Source organism: Brucella tritici (genome assembly GCF_008932285.1).
GTDB lineage: Bacteria > Pseudomonadota > Alphaproteobacteria > Rhizobiales > Rhizobiaceae > Brucella > Brucella tritici.
Genome location: NZ_WBVY01000001.1, coordinates 748,952 through 764,723, shown reverse-complemented (window position 1 = coordinate 764,723; position 15,772 = coordinate 748,952). Strand labels below are relative to the sequence as shown.

The following is a 15,772-nucleotide window of genomic DNA, read 5'->3' as shown; positions in this document are numbered from 1 at the left end:
TATGAAAAAGGCAGGGATTTCCCTGCCTTTTTGTTTGTCATTTCTCTGGCTTTTTGCCGTACCAGCGCGGCGTATAAACCCACTCCCTGCCATCAGTCTTCGCAAAAATTTGCGTGTGGGACGAGCCGACGATCACCACGGTTCGCATGTCGACATCATCCGGTGTGAGTGCGCCGAGCGTGGTTGTCCGTGTCGTCTCCGCCGGTCTGCCGATGTCTCGTCCAAGAACAACGGGTGTTTCGGGAGACCGGTATTGCCGCAGGATTTCAAGCGCGCGACCAAGCTGATGCGGGCGTGCCCTGGAAATGGGATTGTAGAACGCCATGGCGAGATCGGCTTCGGCGGCGAGCGCAAGGCGCTTCTCTATAATTTCCCAGGGCTTCAGATTATCCGATAGTGAAATAATGCAGAAGTCGTGCCCGAGCGGCGCCCCGATGCGTGATGCAGCAGCCATCGCCGCGGAAATACCGGGCTGGATGACAAGCTCCACACCATGCCATGCGGCATTATCCGTTTCGTGGAGCGCTTCGACAACCGCCGCGGCCATGGCGAAAACACCAGGATCGCCCGAGGAAACCATGGCGACATGCCGCCCGGAAGCCGCGAGTTCGAATGCATGGCGTGCGCGCTGCATTTCTTCCCGATTGTCGGTCATATGAAGGGTCTGGTCGGCGCGGAAAGGACGAAGATTCTCCTCGGCCATCCGCACATAGGTCTCATAGCCGAGAATGTCTTCGGCCTGTTCCAGTTCATGCTGAACGGCAGGTGTCATCAGCTCTCGTGATCCCGGCCCAAGGCCGATAACGACCAGCTTACCGCGTTTTCGACCGACGAACAGAACATCTGCCGGGCTGGCAGCCACCGCAATGGCAATCCCCTCGCGCTCTGTCAGCTCGACCGGCTGTTCCACCGAACGAAGGATGATCTCACGAGCATCCTTTGCATCTGCAACATAGCGCAGCGGAACGCCGAAGCTCTTTGCCGCGTGCTGAAGCTGTGGCGAGGTGCAGTCTTTTTCGCGGGCGAGAAGCAGTGCCAGAGAGGCCGGGGCAATGCCTGCATTGGCGAGAGCATCCTCAATATCGTTCTGAATGTTCTCGCTGACCCTATCGACGCCAATCGCCACGCTGCGAGGATAATAAATCAGCTCGTCTGGCCGGGGCGTGCGAATGTGGGGCGTTATGCTGATTGTCAGCGCGCCGTCATTGGCGAAAGGCAGTTTGGAATTGGCAAGCCAGCGTGATGTCTCGTCAAGCCGCACCTTCTGTCCCGCAAGAAGGTTCGACGTGAAATTTTTCGCGTCGTCGGGATTGGCAAGGGTCAGTTCGGCAGGCGGGTGCAACAGATTGATCCCGAACCGCAGTTCACCGGATGTGGTTATGGCGGGCGCAACCTCAAGTGCTGCTGCGATCTGCCGGGCCATGTCGTTGACCCCGGAGAGACCACCCAGAAGCGGCACAACCGCGCTTCCATCTTCGGCCACGGCAAGAACCGGCGGTTCGACACGCTTGTTCTGCAGAAGTGGTGCCAGTGCCCGGATCACAATACCGGCTGCGCAAAGCGCAATGATGGGGCGACCTTCCTCATAATGCGATCTGATCGCATCGCCGAAATGCACGAAAGTGTTGTCCAGCGACGCAACACGGTTCTGGAGGCCGCGTATCTCGGCATGCTGCAGAGCTGTCGCGATGCGTTGCGCGGCAGGCACTGCGGCTTCTCCGAGAACCAGAATCGCAGGGATCATGCGCCGTTCCATTTTTGCCCCGGAACGAGAATGATCGAGAAATAGGGGCAGTCGCTGCCATCGACTTCGGCAAGCGGCACAATGCGCTGACTGGCCATGGTGGCGCGCTCGACATAGAGCGCACGGTCCATGAGACCGAGATCGCCCAGCACAGCGCGAACCTTGTCGAGGTTTTTGCCAAGCTTCATGATAGCCGCAGCGCCTGTATCCGCGAGCCGCCGCGTCAGTTCCTCCGCGCTCATGACGCCGGACAGAACGGACAATGTCTGATTGCGATAGACCAGTGGCGCGCCCAGCACAGCCGAAGCGCCAAGGACGGAGCAGACGCCGGGCACGACTTCCGTTTCATACTGGTCTGCAAGCCGGTCGTGAATATACATGAACGAGCCATAGAAAAATGGATCACCTTCCGCGATCACGGCTACATCCTGACCGCGATCAAGATGGCTCGCTATCGTGCTCGTTATCTCGCCGTAGAAATCGCTGACGATCTGTTCGTAGTCCATATGTGCGGGGAGCTTTTCCGTTGTCACCGGATAGATCAGCGGCACCAGAACCTGTTCCGGTGAGAGATATTCCTCTACGATGGTGAGGGCATTGCCCTTCTTCCCCTTGGCGGCGTGATAAGCCACAACCGGTGCGCTTTTGAGGAGGCGCAGGGCTTTCAGCGTTATCAGTTCGGGATCGCCGGGGCCGACGCCCAGGCCAAACAGTCTGCCTTTTACCGTCATTATTCGCGCTCCGAGGCGAGCGCATTGACTGCGGCTGCCGTCATGGCGCTGCCACCGCGTCTTCCGCGTACAATCACATAAGGTACACCGCGGCTGTTGGCGGCGAGCTCGTCCTTGGATTCTGCCGCGCCGACAAAGCCGACCGGCATGCCGATGATGAGCGCAGGTTTTGGCGCGCCAGCATCCAGCAATTCGAACAGGCGGAAGAGGGCGGTCGGCGCATTGCCGATTGCAACAATACTGTTGCGCAGATGCGGGAGCCAGAGGTCGAGCGCTGCGGCCGAGCGGGTATTGCCGATCTTCGTCGCAAGCTCAGGAACCGATGGGTCGCCAAGTGTGCAGATAACTTCGTTATTGGCGGGCAGACGAGAACGGGTGATGCCCTCTGCCACCATGCGCGCATCACAGAGAATGGGCGCACCGGCGAGCAGGGCGTCGCGCCCGGCCTTGCCAGCGCCTTCCGAGAAAGCGAGGTCATTGACCACATCCACCATGCCGCAGGCGTGAATGACACGGACTGCAAGCTTTTCCAGATCGGCTGGTATCCGGCTTAGATCTGCCTCGGCGCGAATGATGGCGAAAGACCGGTCGTAAATGGCCTGTCCGTCGCGAATATAGTCTGTCATGATGACCACTCTAATCAGTGTAGGGCGTTCAGAAGGCGCGCCGCTTCGTCAATGGTAATATCAGTCGCCAATAGCCGTCCAAAGCGTGATGGTCCAGCCCCGTCTTGCGGAAACGGCTCGTGCGCATAAAGATCGTAGCGACCCGTCGCGCGCGCCAGAAGCGTGTGCGGTAAAGGTGCAAGAGCGGCGCATGACTTGGCGCATCCCGTGATGTGCACGGATGATTTTCCCGCAGTCAAATGCACTGCCAGCCTTTTACCGTCCGTCTGTGTGTCGGCGAGTGCGGAGACGCAGCCATTTGATCCCGAACAGGCACGAAGCCGCGCATGTGGGGCTTCGGCTGTCGTTCCGAGGTCAAGCAAACGAAATTTCTCGGTTACTTCACCAATCTGGGTTTCGCCTACATAAGGGAGGATAACACCTTGCCATGGCGTAAGGCGCAGTTCACGCTTTCCGCTGTCGGCGAGGTTTGCCAGACCTGCGAGTTGCTGCGGTGTCAGCCGTCCCATGAGCGGCATGGCGCCAATATAAAATGAACCGTTAGATTGCTGCCTGTTGCCGAGATGCGAGAATGGCACCGGCGCCTTGCGCTTCCAGCCGATTGCCGGGTGGATGGGAAATGACAACTCCCGGTCCAGTTCCGCCAGAAACTTTGATGGAGGAGTGGCTTCGAACAGATGCTTCATCCGTGCAAAGCTGCCTTGGCGTAAAAAATGGTGGAGCATCGCGTCGATGAAGGGCAGGGCATGTTGCGCATCGAAAGCCCCCATCGCTTCCCTGTCGGGAGACGAAGCAAGGCCAAAAGCAAAGGTCTTGCCGTCTATCACTGAAAGCCAGATGTCACCCGGATGAGAAATCATCGCGCAGTCTTCGCCGCCGTCGATCTGCAGCGAGAATTTCGGCGACAGGGCATAGAAAGCCTCATTGGCCTGCAGCATGTCCAGCACTGACGATGCCAGTCCGGTGACGTCGCATACCTGGCCCCGGTCAATGCCAGCGGTGGGGCTGACCATCACATTGCGAATATCATCCGCGCCGGGATTGTCGGTGCCAAGGCCGACCTCCTGAAGTGCTGCGACAACACCGTTCCAATGTCTGGGCTCAATGCCGCGCAACTGGATATTGGAGCGAATCGACAGCTCTATTGCGCCTGCATCGAAACGTTCAGCTATTGCTGCAATCGAACGCGCCTGATCGGCTGACAGGCGACCGAGCCGCAGTTTGATACGGGCAATAGCCCCATCCCTGGCCATGACCATACGTGAAAGTCCGGGGCAGGCGTTGCGCCTGTCAGGTTTTATTGCGTCGGTCTGGCGGTTTTGCTGGCTCAACATATTGGCCTTATACGCCTTGCCGCTTGCACTTGCTACTGCCCCGCCATACGAACAGGGAAAAGGAGCATCGCGCATGGCACGCTGGCTGACAGTGATCGGGATCGGTGAAGACGGGTTGGACGGGCTTGGAAAAACCGCACTCACGGCGCTCAGCTCCGCTGCGGTCATTTTCGGCGGCAAGCGTCATCTGGATTTTCTGAGTGATAATATCAAAGCCGAGCGCGTGGCCTGGCCATCTCCCTTCGACGAAGCTTTCGCGATGATTGAGGCATATCGCGGCCAGCCGGTCGTTGTGCTGGCAAGCGGTGATCCGATGTTTTTTGGTGTAGGTGCGACTTTGTCCCGGCATTTTTCGCCGGAAGAAATGCATGTTCTTTCCTATCCGTCCTCGCTTTCGCTCGCCGCTGCGCGTATGGGCTGGCCGCTTCAGGATGTGCGAACAGTCAGTGTGCACGGTCGCCCGTTTGAACTTTTGCTCCCGCACATTCTGCCGGGCGAGAAACTTCTTGTGCTCAGCAATGACGGTTCGACGCCAGCAAAGGCCGCGGCAATGCTCAAGGACAAGGGTTTTGGCCAAAGCGTGATGACGGTGCTTGAACATATTGGCGGGCCGAAGGAAGGCCGGGTTCAAGGTATTGTCGAAAACTGGTCGCACGAGCGATGCGCCGATCTCAATGTGCTGGCAATTGAATGCATCGTCGCGCCGGAAGCGAACCTGTTTTCTCCCGTCGCCGGTCTGCCCGATGACGCTTTTGAGAATGATGGCCAACTGACCAAGCGCGACGTGCGCGCTGTTACTCTGTCGCGATTGCAGCCATTGCCGCGACAACTGCTCTGGGATGTCGGCGCCGGTTGTGGATCGATCGGCATTGAGTGGATGCGCGTTCATCCTTCATGTCGCGCGATTGCCATCGAAGCGGACCAACAGCGGCAGGCGATGATCGAGCGAAATCGTGCGGCTTTGGGTGTCCCCGGATTGCAGCTGGTTAGGGGTGAAGCACCGTTGGCGCTGGAAGGGCTGGATGAGCCGGATGCGATTTTCATCGGTGGCGGCGTAACGGATGACGGCGTACTGCAAGCCTGTTGGAACGCCCTGAAACCAGGCGGCAGGCTTGTCGCGAATGCAGTGACCTTGCAAAGCGAGATGCTGCTTTTCAACTGGCGTGAGAAGTTCGGTGGAGGATTGACGCGCCTTGGCGTCGCGCAAGCTGGCGCACTCGGCTCTTTCGATGTCTGGCGGCAGGCGCTGCCTGTCACAATTTATTGCGGGTTCAAAGTTAAAAGATGACTTGAACAGTCATGTTATATTCGGGTAAGGCTGGGAAAATTGTTTCCCAAAGGAGGACGGGGCATGTCCGAACTCAACGCCAATACCCGCTTTGCACTCACAAATGCCGGTCATGTGGTCAATCAGCTTCTCGATCATTTTGTGGAGCATGCTGATGTGCATCGACAGGGCAGCACGGCCAAGCTGGTATTAAGCTTCGGTCAGGCAGATGTGCAATGGGATGATGAAACGGTTAGTGTCGACGTCACGAGCGAGGACGAAACCGGTCTTGCCTATATGAAATATTCCATCGCCGAACATGTGCTGGAATTTCTCGACAAGGGCAGCGCCAAGCCGAAGATTATCTGGGAAGGTGATGGGGCTGCTGGACTGCCGCTGCCCTATTTCCGCGAAATGCAGGTCGTCGCAGTGTCGAATGTAACGCCGCATATGCGTCGTATTCGTCTGAAGGGCGAAAACCTGTTCCGCTTCTCGCAGTTGGGTCTTCATATCCGCCTGCTGTTTCCACCCGAAGGTCTTGCCAAGCCGCAATGGCCCACAACTGGCGAAGATGGCCGTCCCGTCTGGCCGGATGGCGACGCCAAGCTTGCCACGCGTGTCTATACGATCCGCAACATCGATCCCGCAGCCGGATGGGTGGATATTGATATGGTCGTTCATGGCGACGATTGCGATGCGCCGGGTTCGGGTTGGGCTGTCAGCGCCAAGCCGGGCGATATTGTCGGGATGACCGGTCCGGGCGGCGGTGATGCAGGCGATGCGAAGTGGTATCTGCTGGCGGGCGATGAAACCGCGCTGCCCGCCATCGGGCGCATTCTGGAACGGTTGCCGGAAGGCACCAAGGCGGTTGTGCGCGTCGAGATTGGCAGTGATTCAGAACAGCAGGAACTTGTCTCGCGAGCTGATGTCGATCTGCAATGGCTGAACCGCGATGGCGCAGAAGCCGGAACGACGACATTGCTGCAGGATGCGGTGCGTGCGGTCGAACTACCGGAAGACGAGGAAGACATTTACGTCTGGGCCGGTTGCGAGTTCAACGCATTCCGGTCGATCCGCACCTATATGCGCAAGGAACGTAATGTTGCGAAGGATCGCCAGCTTATTGTCGCCTATTGGCGGCGCGGGCAGGATGGCGACACCCCGCGCAAGGCATCCGACGATTGATGCAATGAAAAAGGGGACCGGAAGGTCCCCTTTGTTTTTTGCATGTCTTTATTCCAAAACTGGTTACCACTTTCGGGAGACAAGCTTTTGCATTACCTGCGGAAGCCTTCGCTGGCCCGCATCAGGTTTTTCGTATAGTCGGCATGGATATTGCCGCTGACAAGATCGTCTGCCTGCAACTGCTCGACGACCTCGCCATTGCGCATGACGGCAAGCCGGTCGCACATATGGGTTACAACGCCAAGATCGTGACTGACCATCACGAAGGTCAGGTTGCGGTCGCGCCGAACCTGTTCGAGCAGGTTCAACACTTCCGCCTGAACCGATGCGTCGAGCGCTGAGGTCGGTTCGTCAAGCAGCAATATGCTGGGCTCAACGATCAGGGCACGGGCAATGGCTATACGCTGGCGCTGGCCGCCTGAAAGCTGGTGCGGATAGCGAAAGCGGAAGCCGGAACCAAGGCCAACTTCATCGAGAGCCGTCACGATGCGCTGTTCCGTGTCGCCGACGCCATGGATGGCAAGCGGCTCCAGCAACAGCCGATCCACGGTCTGCCGGGGATGCAGCGAGCCGTAAGGGTCCTGAAACACCATCTGGACATTGCGATAGAATGCCTTGTCGCGCGGTGTCTTCAGCAATTGCCCATCTATACGGATTTCGCCGTCTTCGACGGGTGCCAGTCCTGCAACAGCGCGCAGCAGGGTCGACTTGCCGGAACCGGATTCACCCACGAGGCCGTAGGATTCACCGCGCGCTACGTCGATGCTCACCGATTTCAGCGCATGGAAATGGTCGAAATAGACGTCGATATTGTCGACGCTCAGTGCAGATGCCGTGCTCATAGCTTTCCCCGTCATAGCTTCCATGCCTCCTCGCGCTGCAAGGTTGGCAGGGGATGGCGATCGGCTCCGATTTTCGGCATGCAGTTCAGCAATCCTTGCGTATAGGGATGTTTCGCATTGGCGAGGTCCTTCGCCGCAATTTCCTCTACGATCTTGCCCGCATACATCACGATGACGCGGTCGCAGAAGGAAGAAACGAGGCGCAGGTCGTGGCTGACAAAGATCAGACCCATGCCGCGCTCGGCAACCAGCTTATCCAGAATGCCGAGCACTTCGAGCTGAACCGTCACGTCGAGGGCCGAAGTCGGCTCGTCGGCGATCAGCATTTCCGGCTCGGCCACCAGCATCATGGCGATCATGACGCGCTGGCCCATACCGCCCGAAACTTCGTGCGGATAGAGCTTCATCACGCGTTCTGCATCGCGAATCTGTACGGCTTCGAGCATGGCGATGGAACGCTTGCGAATCTCATCGCCGCTGAACTTGCCGTGAGCCTTCAGCGTTTCGGCAATCTGCTTGCCGATGGTCATGACAGGGTTGAGAGAATATTTCGGGTCCTGCAACACCATGGCGATGCGGCCACCGCGCAAGGCGCGGCGCTCACGAGCCGATACATTCAGAAGATCGATGCCATCGAACTCAAGTTTCCTGGCGGTGATCTGCGCATGCAGCGGCGTGAGCCCCATGATGGCGCGACCGGTCTGGGATTTGCCAGAGCCAGATTCGCCAACGATACCGAGACGCTCGCGGCCAAGCTCGAAGCTGACACCGCGCACCGCCTCGATTGCGCCTGTGCGCGTCGGGAAGGTGACGCGCAGGTCTTCAACAGTCAGAAGAGGCTTCATTGGTTGTTACCCCGCGGATCGAGCGCATCGCGCAGGCCATCGCCCAGCAGATTGAAGCCAAGGCTGACGATGAGGATCGCGATACCCGGCATGGCGGCAACCCACCACTGGTCGAGAATGAAGCGGCGACCGGAAGCGATCATCGCTCCCCATTCAGGCAGTGGCGGCTGTGCGCCGAGGCCGAGGAAGCCAAGACCGGCGGCGGTAAGGATGATACCTGCCATGTCGAGCGTCACACGCACGATCAGCGAAGAAGTGCAGAGCGGCATGATATGACGCACGACGATGCGGATCGGTGACGCGCCCATCAGGCGAACGGCGGAGATATAATCCGAGTTGCGCACGGTTAGCGTTTCTGCACGCGCAATACGCGCATAGGGTGGCCATGAGGTGATCGCGATGGCGATGATGGCATTTTCGATGCCGGGTCCGAGAGCCGCAACGAATGCCAGCGCCAGAATGAGCTTCGGGAAGGCAAGGAAGATATCGGTGATGCGCATCAGCACGGCATCGACCCATCCACCGGCATAACCAGCCACAGTGCCGACCAGAAGGCCGATAGGCGCGGCGATGATGGCGACCAGAAGCACCACATAGAGGGTGAGGCGGGAGCCATAGATCAGACGCGAAAGAATATCGCGTCCCTGATCATCGGTACCGAGCAGATAGCCGGGTGTTCCCGGCGGTAGAAGACGTGCATTGGCGAGATCGCCAACAACCGGCGAATGTGGTGCCAGCACATCGGCCAGCGCAGCAACGACGAGCAGCCCGATGATGATTAGCAGGCCAAGGACGGCGAGCTTGTTGGCGGTGAAACGCCGCCAGACCATATAGGCGCGGCCGAGGCGGGCTTGCGTGCGCGATTGTGGCCGCTCGGTAAGCAGCCATTCGCGCCATGAGAGGTTGGAAGTATCTGTCATTTGGCTCATCGTACGCGCGTCCTTGGATCGAGAACCCGATAGAGAAGATCGGACACAAGGTTGAGCGCGATAAAGACCGACCCGATGACGATTGTGCCACCGAGAACGGCATTCATATCAGCGTTTTGGAGTGAATTGGTGATGTAGAGTCCGAGACCGGGCCAGGAGAAGATGGTCTCGGTCAGGACCGAACCTTCCAGAAGTCCGGCATAGGAAAGCGCAATCACGGTAACGAGCGGGACAGCGGCGTTGCGCAGCGCGTGACCCCAGATGATGCGGGTTTCCGAAATGCCCTTGGCGCGAGCAGCAACGATATATTCCTGTTCCAGCTCATTGAGCATGAAGGAACGGGTCATGCGGCTGATATAGGCCAGGGAGAAGTAGCCGAGCAAAGCCGACGGCAGGATAAGATGGGAGATAATATCCTTGAGGGCAGGCCAGTCGCGCTGGAGAATCGCGTCGATCAGGTAGAAACCGGTGATCGGCGTGAAAGTATATTCGAATGTGATGTCGATACGTCCGGGACCGGAAGTCCAGCCGAGCCGCGCATAGAAAATCAAAAGCGCAAGCATACCGAGCCAGAAGATTGGCACCGAATAGCCGACGAGGCCGATCACGCGCACAATCTGGTCGACAAGGCTGCCGCGCTTGACGGCAGCGAGAACGCCGAGCGGAATGCCGAAGAGGGCGCCGATGATGGTGCCTACGGTGGCAAGTTCCATCGTTGCCGGGAAGACACGGCGAATATCGGTCATGACCGGATTGGTCGTGAGCACAGAAGTGCCGAAATCGCCTTGCAGCACGCCCTTAACGTAAAGATAGAACTGCTGATAATAGGGCAGGTTGAAGCCCATCTCTTCCCGCACGCGCGCCACGACATGCGCAGGAGCGCGGTCGCCGACGATGGCAAGCACGGGGTCGATGGGCACCACACGGCCAATAAAGAATGTGACGGCCAGAAGGCCCAGATAGGTCGTGATGACGATAACCAGAAAGCTGGCTAACGACGCGGCAAGGACCGTTGAACGCCGGGGCGCTCGCCTTACCTTTTTGGTGGTTACAGTGTTACTCAATGTTTTGACCGCTTCCGACAATGAGAACATTTCAGAACAGGGTGGTCTGAAGTCCCAGTCATCTTTGCTTGAAAAGCCCTAGAACGGTTTTGATGAGCCGTTCCATTTCGTGTTGTGACGCATTTCCGGACAGAAAAAAGGTTCGCTGGAAACGCTCTGGAGCGGCTTTCCTTTTTGATTCAGAAAACCGCTCCATCTTCTTGTTTTCAGGCCGATTCAGCGCATGAAAAACTTTCATGCGCCAAGGCGTGACCGACTATTCCTTGCTGACGTTCGCCAGGAAGTTGGAGTCGAATGTCGGGCCGAGCTTGTAGCCCTTCACGTTGCCGCCAATGCCGGCAACTTCAACCTGCTGGAACAGCATGACGAACGGGCTCTGGTCGAGAGCTTCCTGCTGAAGCTTCTTGTACTGTTCAGCACGCTTGTCGTTGTCGCGTTCCAGAAGAGCTGCCTGCGTCTGCTTGGTCAGTTCCGGGATGTCCCAGGCGTTGCGCCACGCAAGCGTCTTGGTCGATGCATCGTCGCTATTATCCGGGTTGCTGGTGAAAGCTTCGGCGTTGGAATTCGGATCCCAATAGTCCATGCCCCACTGGCCGATATACATATCGTGGTTACGGGCACGATACTTGGTCAGCGTCTGCTTGCCGTCGCCGGGGATGATTTCGATCTTCACGCCAGCCTGAGCAGCAGTCTGCTGGAAGGATTCGGCAATTCCGGTGACCGGCTGGCCGTTACGGACGTCGAACGTGACCGAGAGACCGTCCTTCAGACCCGCCTTGGCGAGAAGTTCCTTCGCCTTGGCAACGTCGAGCTTGTACGGTGCAGCATCGAGAGAACCAAGAACGCCTTTTGCCTGATAGGTCTGGCGGATTTCACCAATGCCCTTGATGAGGGTCGAGCCGATTGCATCATAATCGACCAGATATTTGAACGCTTCGCGAACTTCCGGCTTGGCCAGATTTGCGTTCTTCTGGTTGAGGCTGATGTAATAGACCGTGCCCTTGGCAGCGCTGGCGGTCGTCAGCTTGTCGTTCTTCAGAACGGCTTCGTAGTCGCCCGGCTCCAGATTGCGTGCCACATCGACGTCGCCGGATTCAAGCATCAGGCGCTGCGTCGCGCTTTCCTTGACGTGACGATAGAAGACGCGCTTGAGCTTGGCCTTTTCGCCATAGAAATTGTCGTTGCGCTCCAGAATGACGACTTCATTGGCGCGCCATTCGCGGATCGTGAACGGTCCCGAGCCCGCCGACTTGGTCTTCAGCCATGCATTGGCATAGTCGGTGTCGTATTTGTAGTCGTCGGTCGGCGTAACTTTCTCGGCATGTTCTTCGAGAAGCTTCTTGTCGACGACAGCAGCGACGGTCGCGGTGAGGCAGTTCAGCACGAAGCTCGGTGCATATGGCTTGTCGACGGTGAAGACAAACGTATCGTCGTCTACGGCTTTCGCCTTTTCGTTGACATTATCCTTGGTCAGGCCGAACTGGGTCAGGATGAAGGCCGGGCTTTTGTCGAGACGCACAGCGCGCTCGAAGGAATAAGCCACGTCGGCAGACGTTACCGGGTTGCCGGAAGCGAACTTGATGTCCTTCTTCAGCTTGAACGTATAGGTGAGGCCGTCGTCGGAAACGGTCCAGCTTTCTGCAACGCCCGGCACGACTTTAGAAGTATCGTTGATGTCGAGGCGAACGAGCATGTCATAGGCGTTACCGATGAATTCAGCCGGGCTCAGTTCGAAGGATTCTGCCGGGTCCAGCGTGATCGTGTCATCGATGGCCCATGCCTGAACCAGCGTGTCGGCAGGCGTGGCCGACCAGGCCGGATTTGCGGCCAGCACGGCGGCTAGCGCTGCACCGGCAGCCAGAATACGAAAACGTCCGAAATGCATCATGTTGAGAGTTCCCTTCCTGTGATCTTGTTTGGGATTTGTCTTTGTTTTTTCGCGCATCTTGTTCCGAAAACCGTTTGACACTTTTCGGGATGCCCTCCAGATCAGTCTGCTTCGTGCCAGGCCTGTTTCAAAACCCTTACCCAATTGTCCCGGCAAAGTTTTTCCAGCTCTTTTTCACCATAGCCTGCTTTTCGCAGTGCATCGACAAGGTTTTGCGTGCCGGCTGCATCGCCGATTTCGGCTGGAATTGTAGCGCCGTCATAATCCGATCCCAGCGCCACGCAGTCGATGCCCATGCGTTCAACCATGTGATCCACATGGCGAACCACATCGGTAAGCGGCGTGTTGGCGTCTTCCTTGCCATCGGCGCGCAGCATCGTTGTGGCGTAGTTCAGCCCGGCAAGGCCCTTGCTCTCGCGGATCGCATCAAGCTGACGGTCGGTCAGGTTGCGGGCGACAGGGGTGAGGGCGTGTGCATTGGAATGGCTGGCGACCAGCGGCTGATCGCTGAGTTCGGCCACATCCCAGAAACCCTTTTCCGTGATATGCGCCAGATCGATCAGAATGCCCTTGGTGTTGCACGCTTTGACCAGACGCTTGCCTGCATCAGTCAGTCCGGGGCCTGTATCGGGGCTCATCGGATAGGCGAAAGGGACACCATGGGCGAAAACGTTATTTCGGCTCCAGACCGGTCCGAGCGAACGCAAACCGGCAGCATAAAAGACTTCAAGCGCTACCAGATCGGCATCGATGGCTTCGCAGCCCTCCATGTGGAGCACGGCGGCGAATGTGTCGCTGTTCAGCGTTTCCTCGAGTTCACGACCGTTACGGCAGAGCTTCCAGCCGCCCGCAGCTTCCAGCCTCAGCGCAATGGCTGCCATTTCGAGAGCGATGTCGAGGGAGGGACTGCGTTCCAGCGGCGATGAAAGCGGTGTTTCGTAGTGGCCGTTGGCATCGGGCTTGCCCAGTTCGATATGCTCGCCCGAAGGTATGTAGATGGCGCATATGCCACCGGCGAGACCGCCTTTGCGCGAACGGGGCAGGTCGATATGGCCGATATCCGTCCCGTCGATAAATTCCTTGATCGGGTCCTGGCCCTTACGGGCATTTTCCCAAAGCCGCAGAAGGACATCGTTATGTCCGTCAAAAACGCGCTGCATTCTTTCATTCCTGACTGCATGGCCTGCGACAGCAGAGCCACATATCCAAGTGTTCAGGCGCGAGGAGACAACACGGCAAGGTAAGATAACCTCCCGATATGGTGGTTGAGCTTTTCGCTCTTATTGTTCCCCGCACTTCCACTACCAATTTATAATCGGTTAGTGCCTGTCGGAGTCAAGCCATCGAATGACGTAGTCAGGCTGCGAAATGAAGATAAATTTATGCAAAACGAAAGGGCTGCGCTATGAAACGCAGCCCTTTGTGCAAATGCAGAATTGCTTGATGCTAAAACAGAATGAAGTCTCGCATCGGATCGCGAAGTCTCAAGCATTTCCTGTTTCGCTTGAATCGTCGGAAATGCTCTAGCTGCTTGTTTTTAAGCATGTCCTTATCCCGAAACCGGTTCCCACTTTCGGGAGACATGCTCTAGAACTTGTAGTTCAGGCCGGCCTTGATCGAATGGTTCTTCAGATTGTTGCGCTGTTCAACGCCGTTGACGCGGGACTTCACGTCATTGAAGCGCTGAAAATCATACTCGGCCTTGACGGAAAGCGGGCCGGTCAGTGCCTGTTCGACACCGGCGCCGATCAGTGCGCCACCTTCCCAGCCCGGAGCCGAGGTGGTGTTGTCCTTGGCCTTGAAGCGGGTCACACCGTAACCGGCCGTGCCGTAAACGAGCGTCTTGTCGAAAGCATAGCCGACCTTGCCCTTGGCATTGCCGTTCCATGACTGCTGAAGGCTGCCGCCATGACCGATGCGATGTTCGGCTTCGGCGAAGTTTCCTTCGAGTTCTCCGCCAAACACGACATTGCCGCTCTGCATGTTCTTGCCCACGACAACGCCGCCCAGAGCGCCGGTGCGGTTGGTGAAAGGACCGGGGACCCTCGATGAAGAAGCGCCGATCTGTGCGCCGACATAATTGCCGGACCAGTCATGCGGGCCGCTGGCAACCGGATCATTATAGGAATAGTCCGTTGCTCCCATCATGTCGGCAGCGAAAGCCGAGCCTGCAAAAGCAACGATTGCGGCGCCGAGCGCCACTGCGGTGATAGAACGCTTCAACATTTTTTACTCCGATTTTCCCGTCCGGAAACGCTGGCGGGAAACATGCCTGAATTCATTGGAGCGCGTTTCGATCTGATTGACTCAGATCGGCACTCCAATCATTTGCATTGACGCGCACCTTTTCCGAAAACCGTTTCACACTTTTCGGGGTGCGCTCTGAAACCATCGAAAAGCCGTGCCTTCGAACTGGCTTTCGTCTCACCTCTGATTGTGTCTAAATTTAAGAAAATTCGAGTGATTTCCATGCATTGCGCAACCATTCTTCGCGCTATGCTTAACAATTGGTAACTGCTTGATCGCGAAATTTTTGTTAGATCAATCCTAGTCCACGGAAGCTGGCATGGCCGTGCTTTCCGACAATGACATGGTCATGCACCGTGATGTTGAGTGCTTTGGCAGCATTGACGAGCTGCTTGGTCATGTCGATGTCGGCGCGTGATGGTGTCGGATCGCCGGAAGGATGGTTGTGCACCAGAATAATGGCGGTGGCGGAGAGCTCCAGCGCCCGTTTGACGACCTCTCGCGGATAGACAGGTGTGTGGTCTACCGTACCGGTCTGCTGAACTTCATCGGCAATCAGCTTGTTCTTCTTGTCGAGGAAGAGAATGCGGAACTGCTCGCGGGTCTCGTAAGCCATGGCTGAGGTGCAATATTCAATCACCTTGTTCCACGAGCCCAGCACTTCGCGCTCCATGACCGTGCTGCGCGCGCTTCGCTTGGCGACAGCCTCTACAAGCTTGAGTTCATGCGCCACAGTGGGGCCGGCGCCGGGAACTTCGGCTATCAGCTTTTCGGGGGCGGCCAGTACTTCGGCAATCGAGCCGAACCGCATCAGCAGGGCCTTGGCGAGCGGCTTGGTGTCGGCGCGGCGAATGGCGCGAAACAACAGCATTTCGAGCAGTTCATAATCTGCCAGCGCATCAGGGGCATCCCTGAAACGCTGTTTGAGACGATCACGATGCCCGGCATAATGCGGCGTGTCGATCTTCGGCGTTAATTGCAGCGTGTCGCTGAAGCCGGGCAACTCGTCGCTACCCGGTTCATTCCTGTGCTTTGCCATCCTGTTTAAACCCCCGCAAAAACAGACCAGA

14 protein-coding genes are annotated in these 15,772 nt (G+C 57.5%); 2 read left to right on the top strand and 12 right to left on the bottom strand.

Annotated features, from left to right (window positions below; translation table 11 throughout):
- Positions 1–37: 37 nt before the first annotated feature.
- The 4 genes from cobJ to cobG are packed head-to-tail and all read right to left on the bottom strand — an operon-like array spanning position 38 to position 4,435.
- Positions 38–1,744 carry a precorrin-3B C(17)-methyltransferase gene (gene cobJ, locus F9K94_RS03835; protein ID WP_192799432.1) on the bottom strand — a complete coding sequence of 569 codons (1,707 nt, stop codon included), beginning with the start codon at positions 1,742–1,744 and terminating at the stop codon, positions 38–40.
- Positions 1,741–2,475: a precorrin-2 C(20)-methyltransferase gene (locus F9K94_RS03830; RefSeq protein ID WP_151643718.1), complete on the bottom strand. Its 735-nt coding sequence runs from the start codon at positions 2,473–2,475 to the stop codon at positions 1,741–1,743. The genes cobJ and F9K94_RS03830 overlap by 4 nt, the downstream gene beginning before the upstream one ends.
- Positions 2,475–3,101, bottom strand: a complete 627-nt coding sequence (locus F9K94_RS03825) for a precorrin-8X methylmutase (protein ID WP_151555754.1) — start codon at positions 3,099–3,101, stop codon at positions 2,475–2,477. The genes F9K94_RS03830 and F9K94_RS03825 overlap by 1 nt, the downstream gene beginning before the upstream one ends.
- A 14-nt stretch (positions 3,102–3,115) precedes the next feature.
- Complete coding sequence (gene cobG / locus F9K94_RS03820; protein ID WP_151644122.1) at positions 3,116–4,435, bottom strand: precorrin-3B synthase; 1,320 nt, start codon at positions 4,433–4,435, stop codon at positions 3,116–3,118.
- Positions 4,436–4,508: 73 nt separating this feature from the next.
- On the opposite strand from cobG, the gene cbiE reads away from it, so the two are divergent.
- The gene (cbiE, locus tag F9K94_RS03815) at positions 4,509–5,723 is read left to right on the top strand and encodes a precorrin-6y C5,15-methyltransferase (decarboxylating) subunit CbiE (protein WP_151643715.1); all 1,215 of its coding nucleotides are present in this window, start codon (positions 4,509–4,511) and stop codon (positions 5,721–5,723) included.
- 63 nt (positions 5,724–5,786) lie between these two features.
- Complete coding sequence (locus tag F9K94_RS03810) at positions 5,787–6,887, top strand: siderophore-interacting protein (protein WP_151643713.1); 1,101 nt, start codon at positions 5,787–5,789, stop codon at positions 6,885–6,887.
- Between the two features lie 92 nt (positions 6,888–6,979).
- Here F9K94_RS03810 and F9K94_RS03805 read toward each other — a convergent pair whose 3' ends face one another.
- The 8 genes from F9K94_RS03805 to radC form a co-directional block, all read right to left on the bottom strand.
- Positions 6,980–7,729 (bottom strand): ABC transporter ATP-binding protein, encoded by a 750-nt coding sequence (locus tag F9K94_RS03805; RefSeq protein WP_151643711.1) that lies wholly within the window; start codon positions 7,727–7,729, stop codon positions 6,980–6,982.
- Positions 7,730–7,740: 11 nt separating this feature from the next.
- On the bottom strand, positions 7,741–8,574 hold the full coding sequence (locus F9K94_RS03800; RefSeq protein WP_061346123.1) for an ABC transporter ATP-binding protein: 834 nt from the start codon (positions 8,572–8,574) through the stop codon (positions 7,741–7,743).
- On the bottom strand, positions 8,571–9,503 hold the full coding sequence (locus tag F9K94_RS03795; protein WP_061346124.1) for an ABC transporter permease: 933 nt from the start codon (positions 9,501–9,503) through the stop codon (positions 8,571–8,573). The genes F9K94_RS03800 and F9K94_RS03795 overlap by 4 nt, the downstream gene beginning before the upstream one ends.
- The gene (locus tag F9K94_RS03790; RefSeq protein ID WP_407922022.1) at positions 9,500–10,597 is read right to left on the bottom strand and encodes an ABC transporter permease; all 1,098 of its coding nucleotides are present in this window, start codon (positions 10,595–10,597) and stop codon (positions 9,500–9,502) included. The genes F9K94_RS03795 and F9K94_RS03790 overlap by 4 nt, the downstream gene beginning before the upstream one ends.
- 226 nt (positions 10,598–10,823) lie before the next feature.
- Positions 10,824–12,455, bottom strand: a complete 1,632-nt coding sequence (locus F9K94_RS03785; protein WP_151643709.1) for an ABC transporter substrate-binding protein — start codon at positions 12,453–12,455, stop codon at positions 10,824–10,826.
- Positions 12,456–12,556: 101 nt separating this feature from the next.
- Positions 12,557–13,615 (bottom strand): dipeptidase, encoded by a 1,059-nt coding sequence (locus tag F9K94_RS03780; RefSeq protein WP_151643707.1) that lies wholly within the window; start codon positions 13,613–13,615, stop codon positions 12,557–12,559.
- A 427-nt stretch (positions 13,616–14,042) separates the two neighbouring features.
- Complete coding sequence (locus F9K94_RS03775) at positions 14,043–14,681, bottom strand: outer membrane protein (protein WP_061346127.1); 639 nt, start codon at positions 14,679–14,681, stop codon at positions 14,043–14,045.
- A gap of 310 nt (positions 14,682–14,991) precedes the next feature.
- Positions 14,992–15,741, bottom strand: a complete 750-nt coding sequence (gene radC, locus F9K94_RS03770; protein ID WP_151643705.1) for a RadC family protein — start codon at positions 15,739–15,741, stop codon at positions 14,992–14,994.
- Positions 15,742–15,772 lie beyond the last annotated feature (31 nt).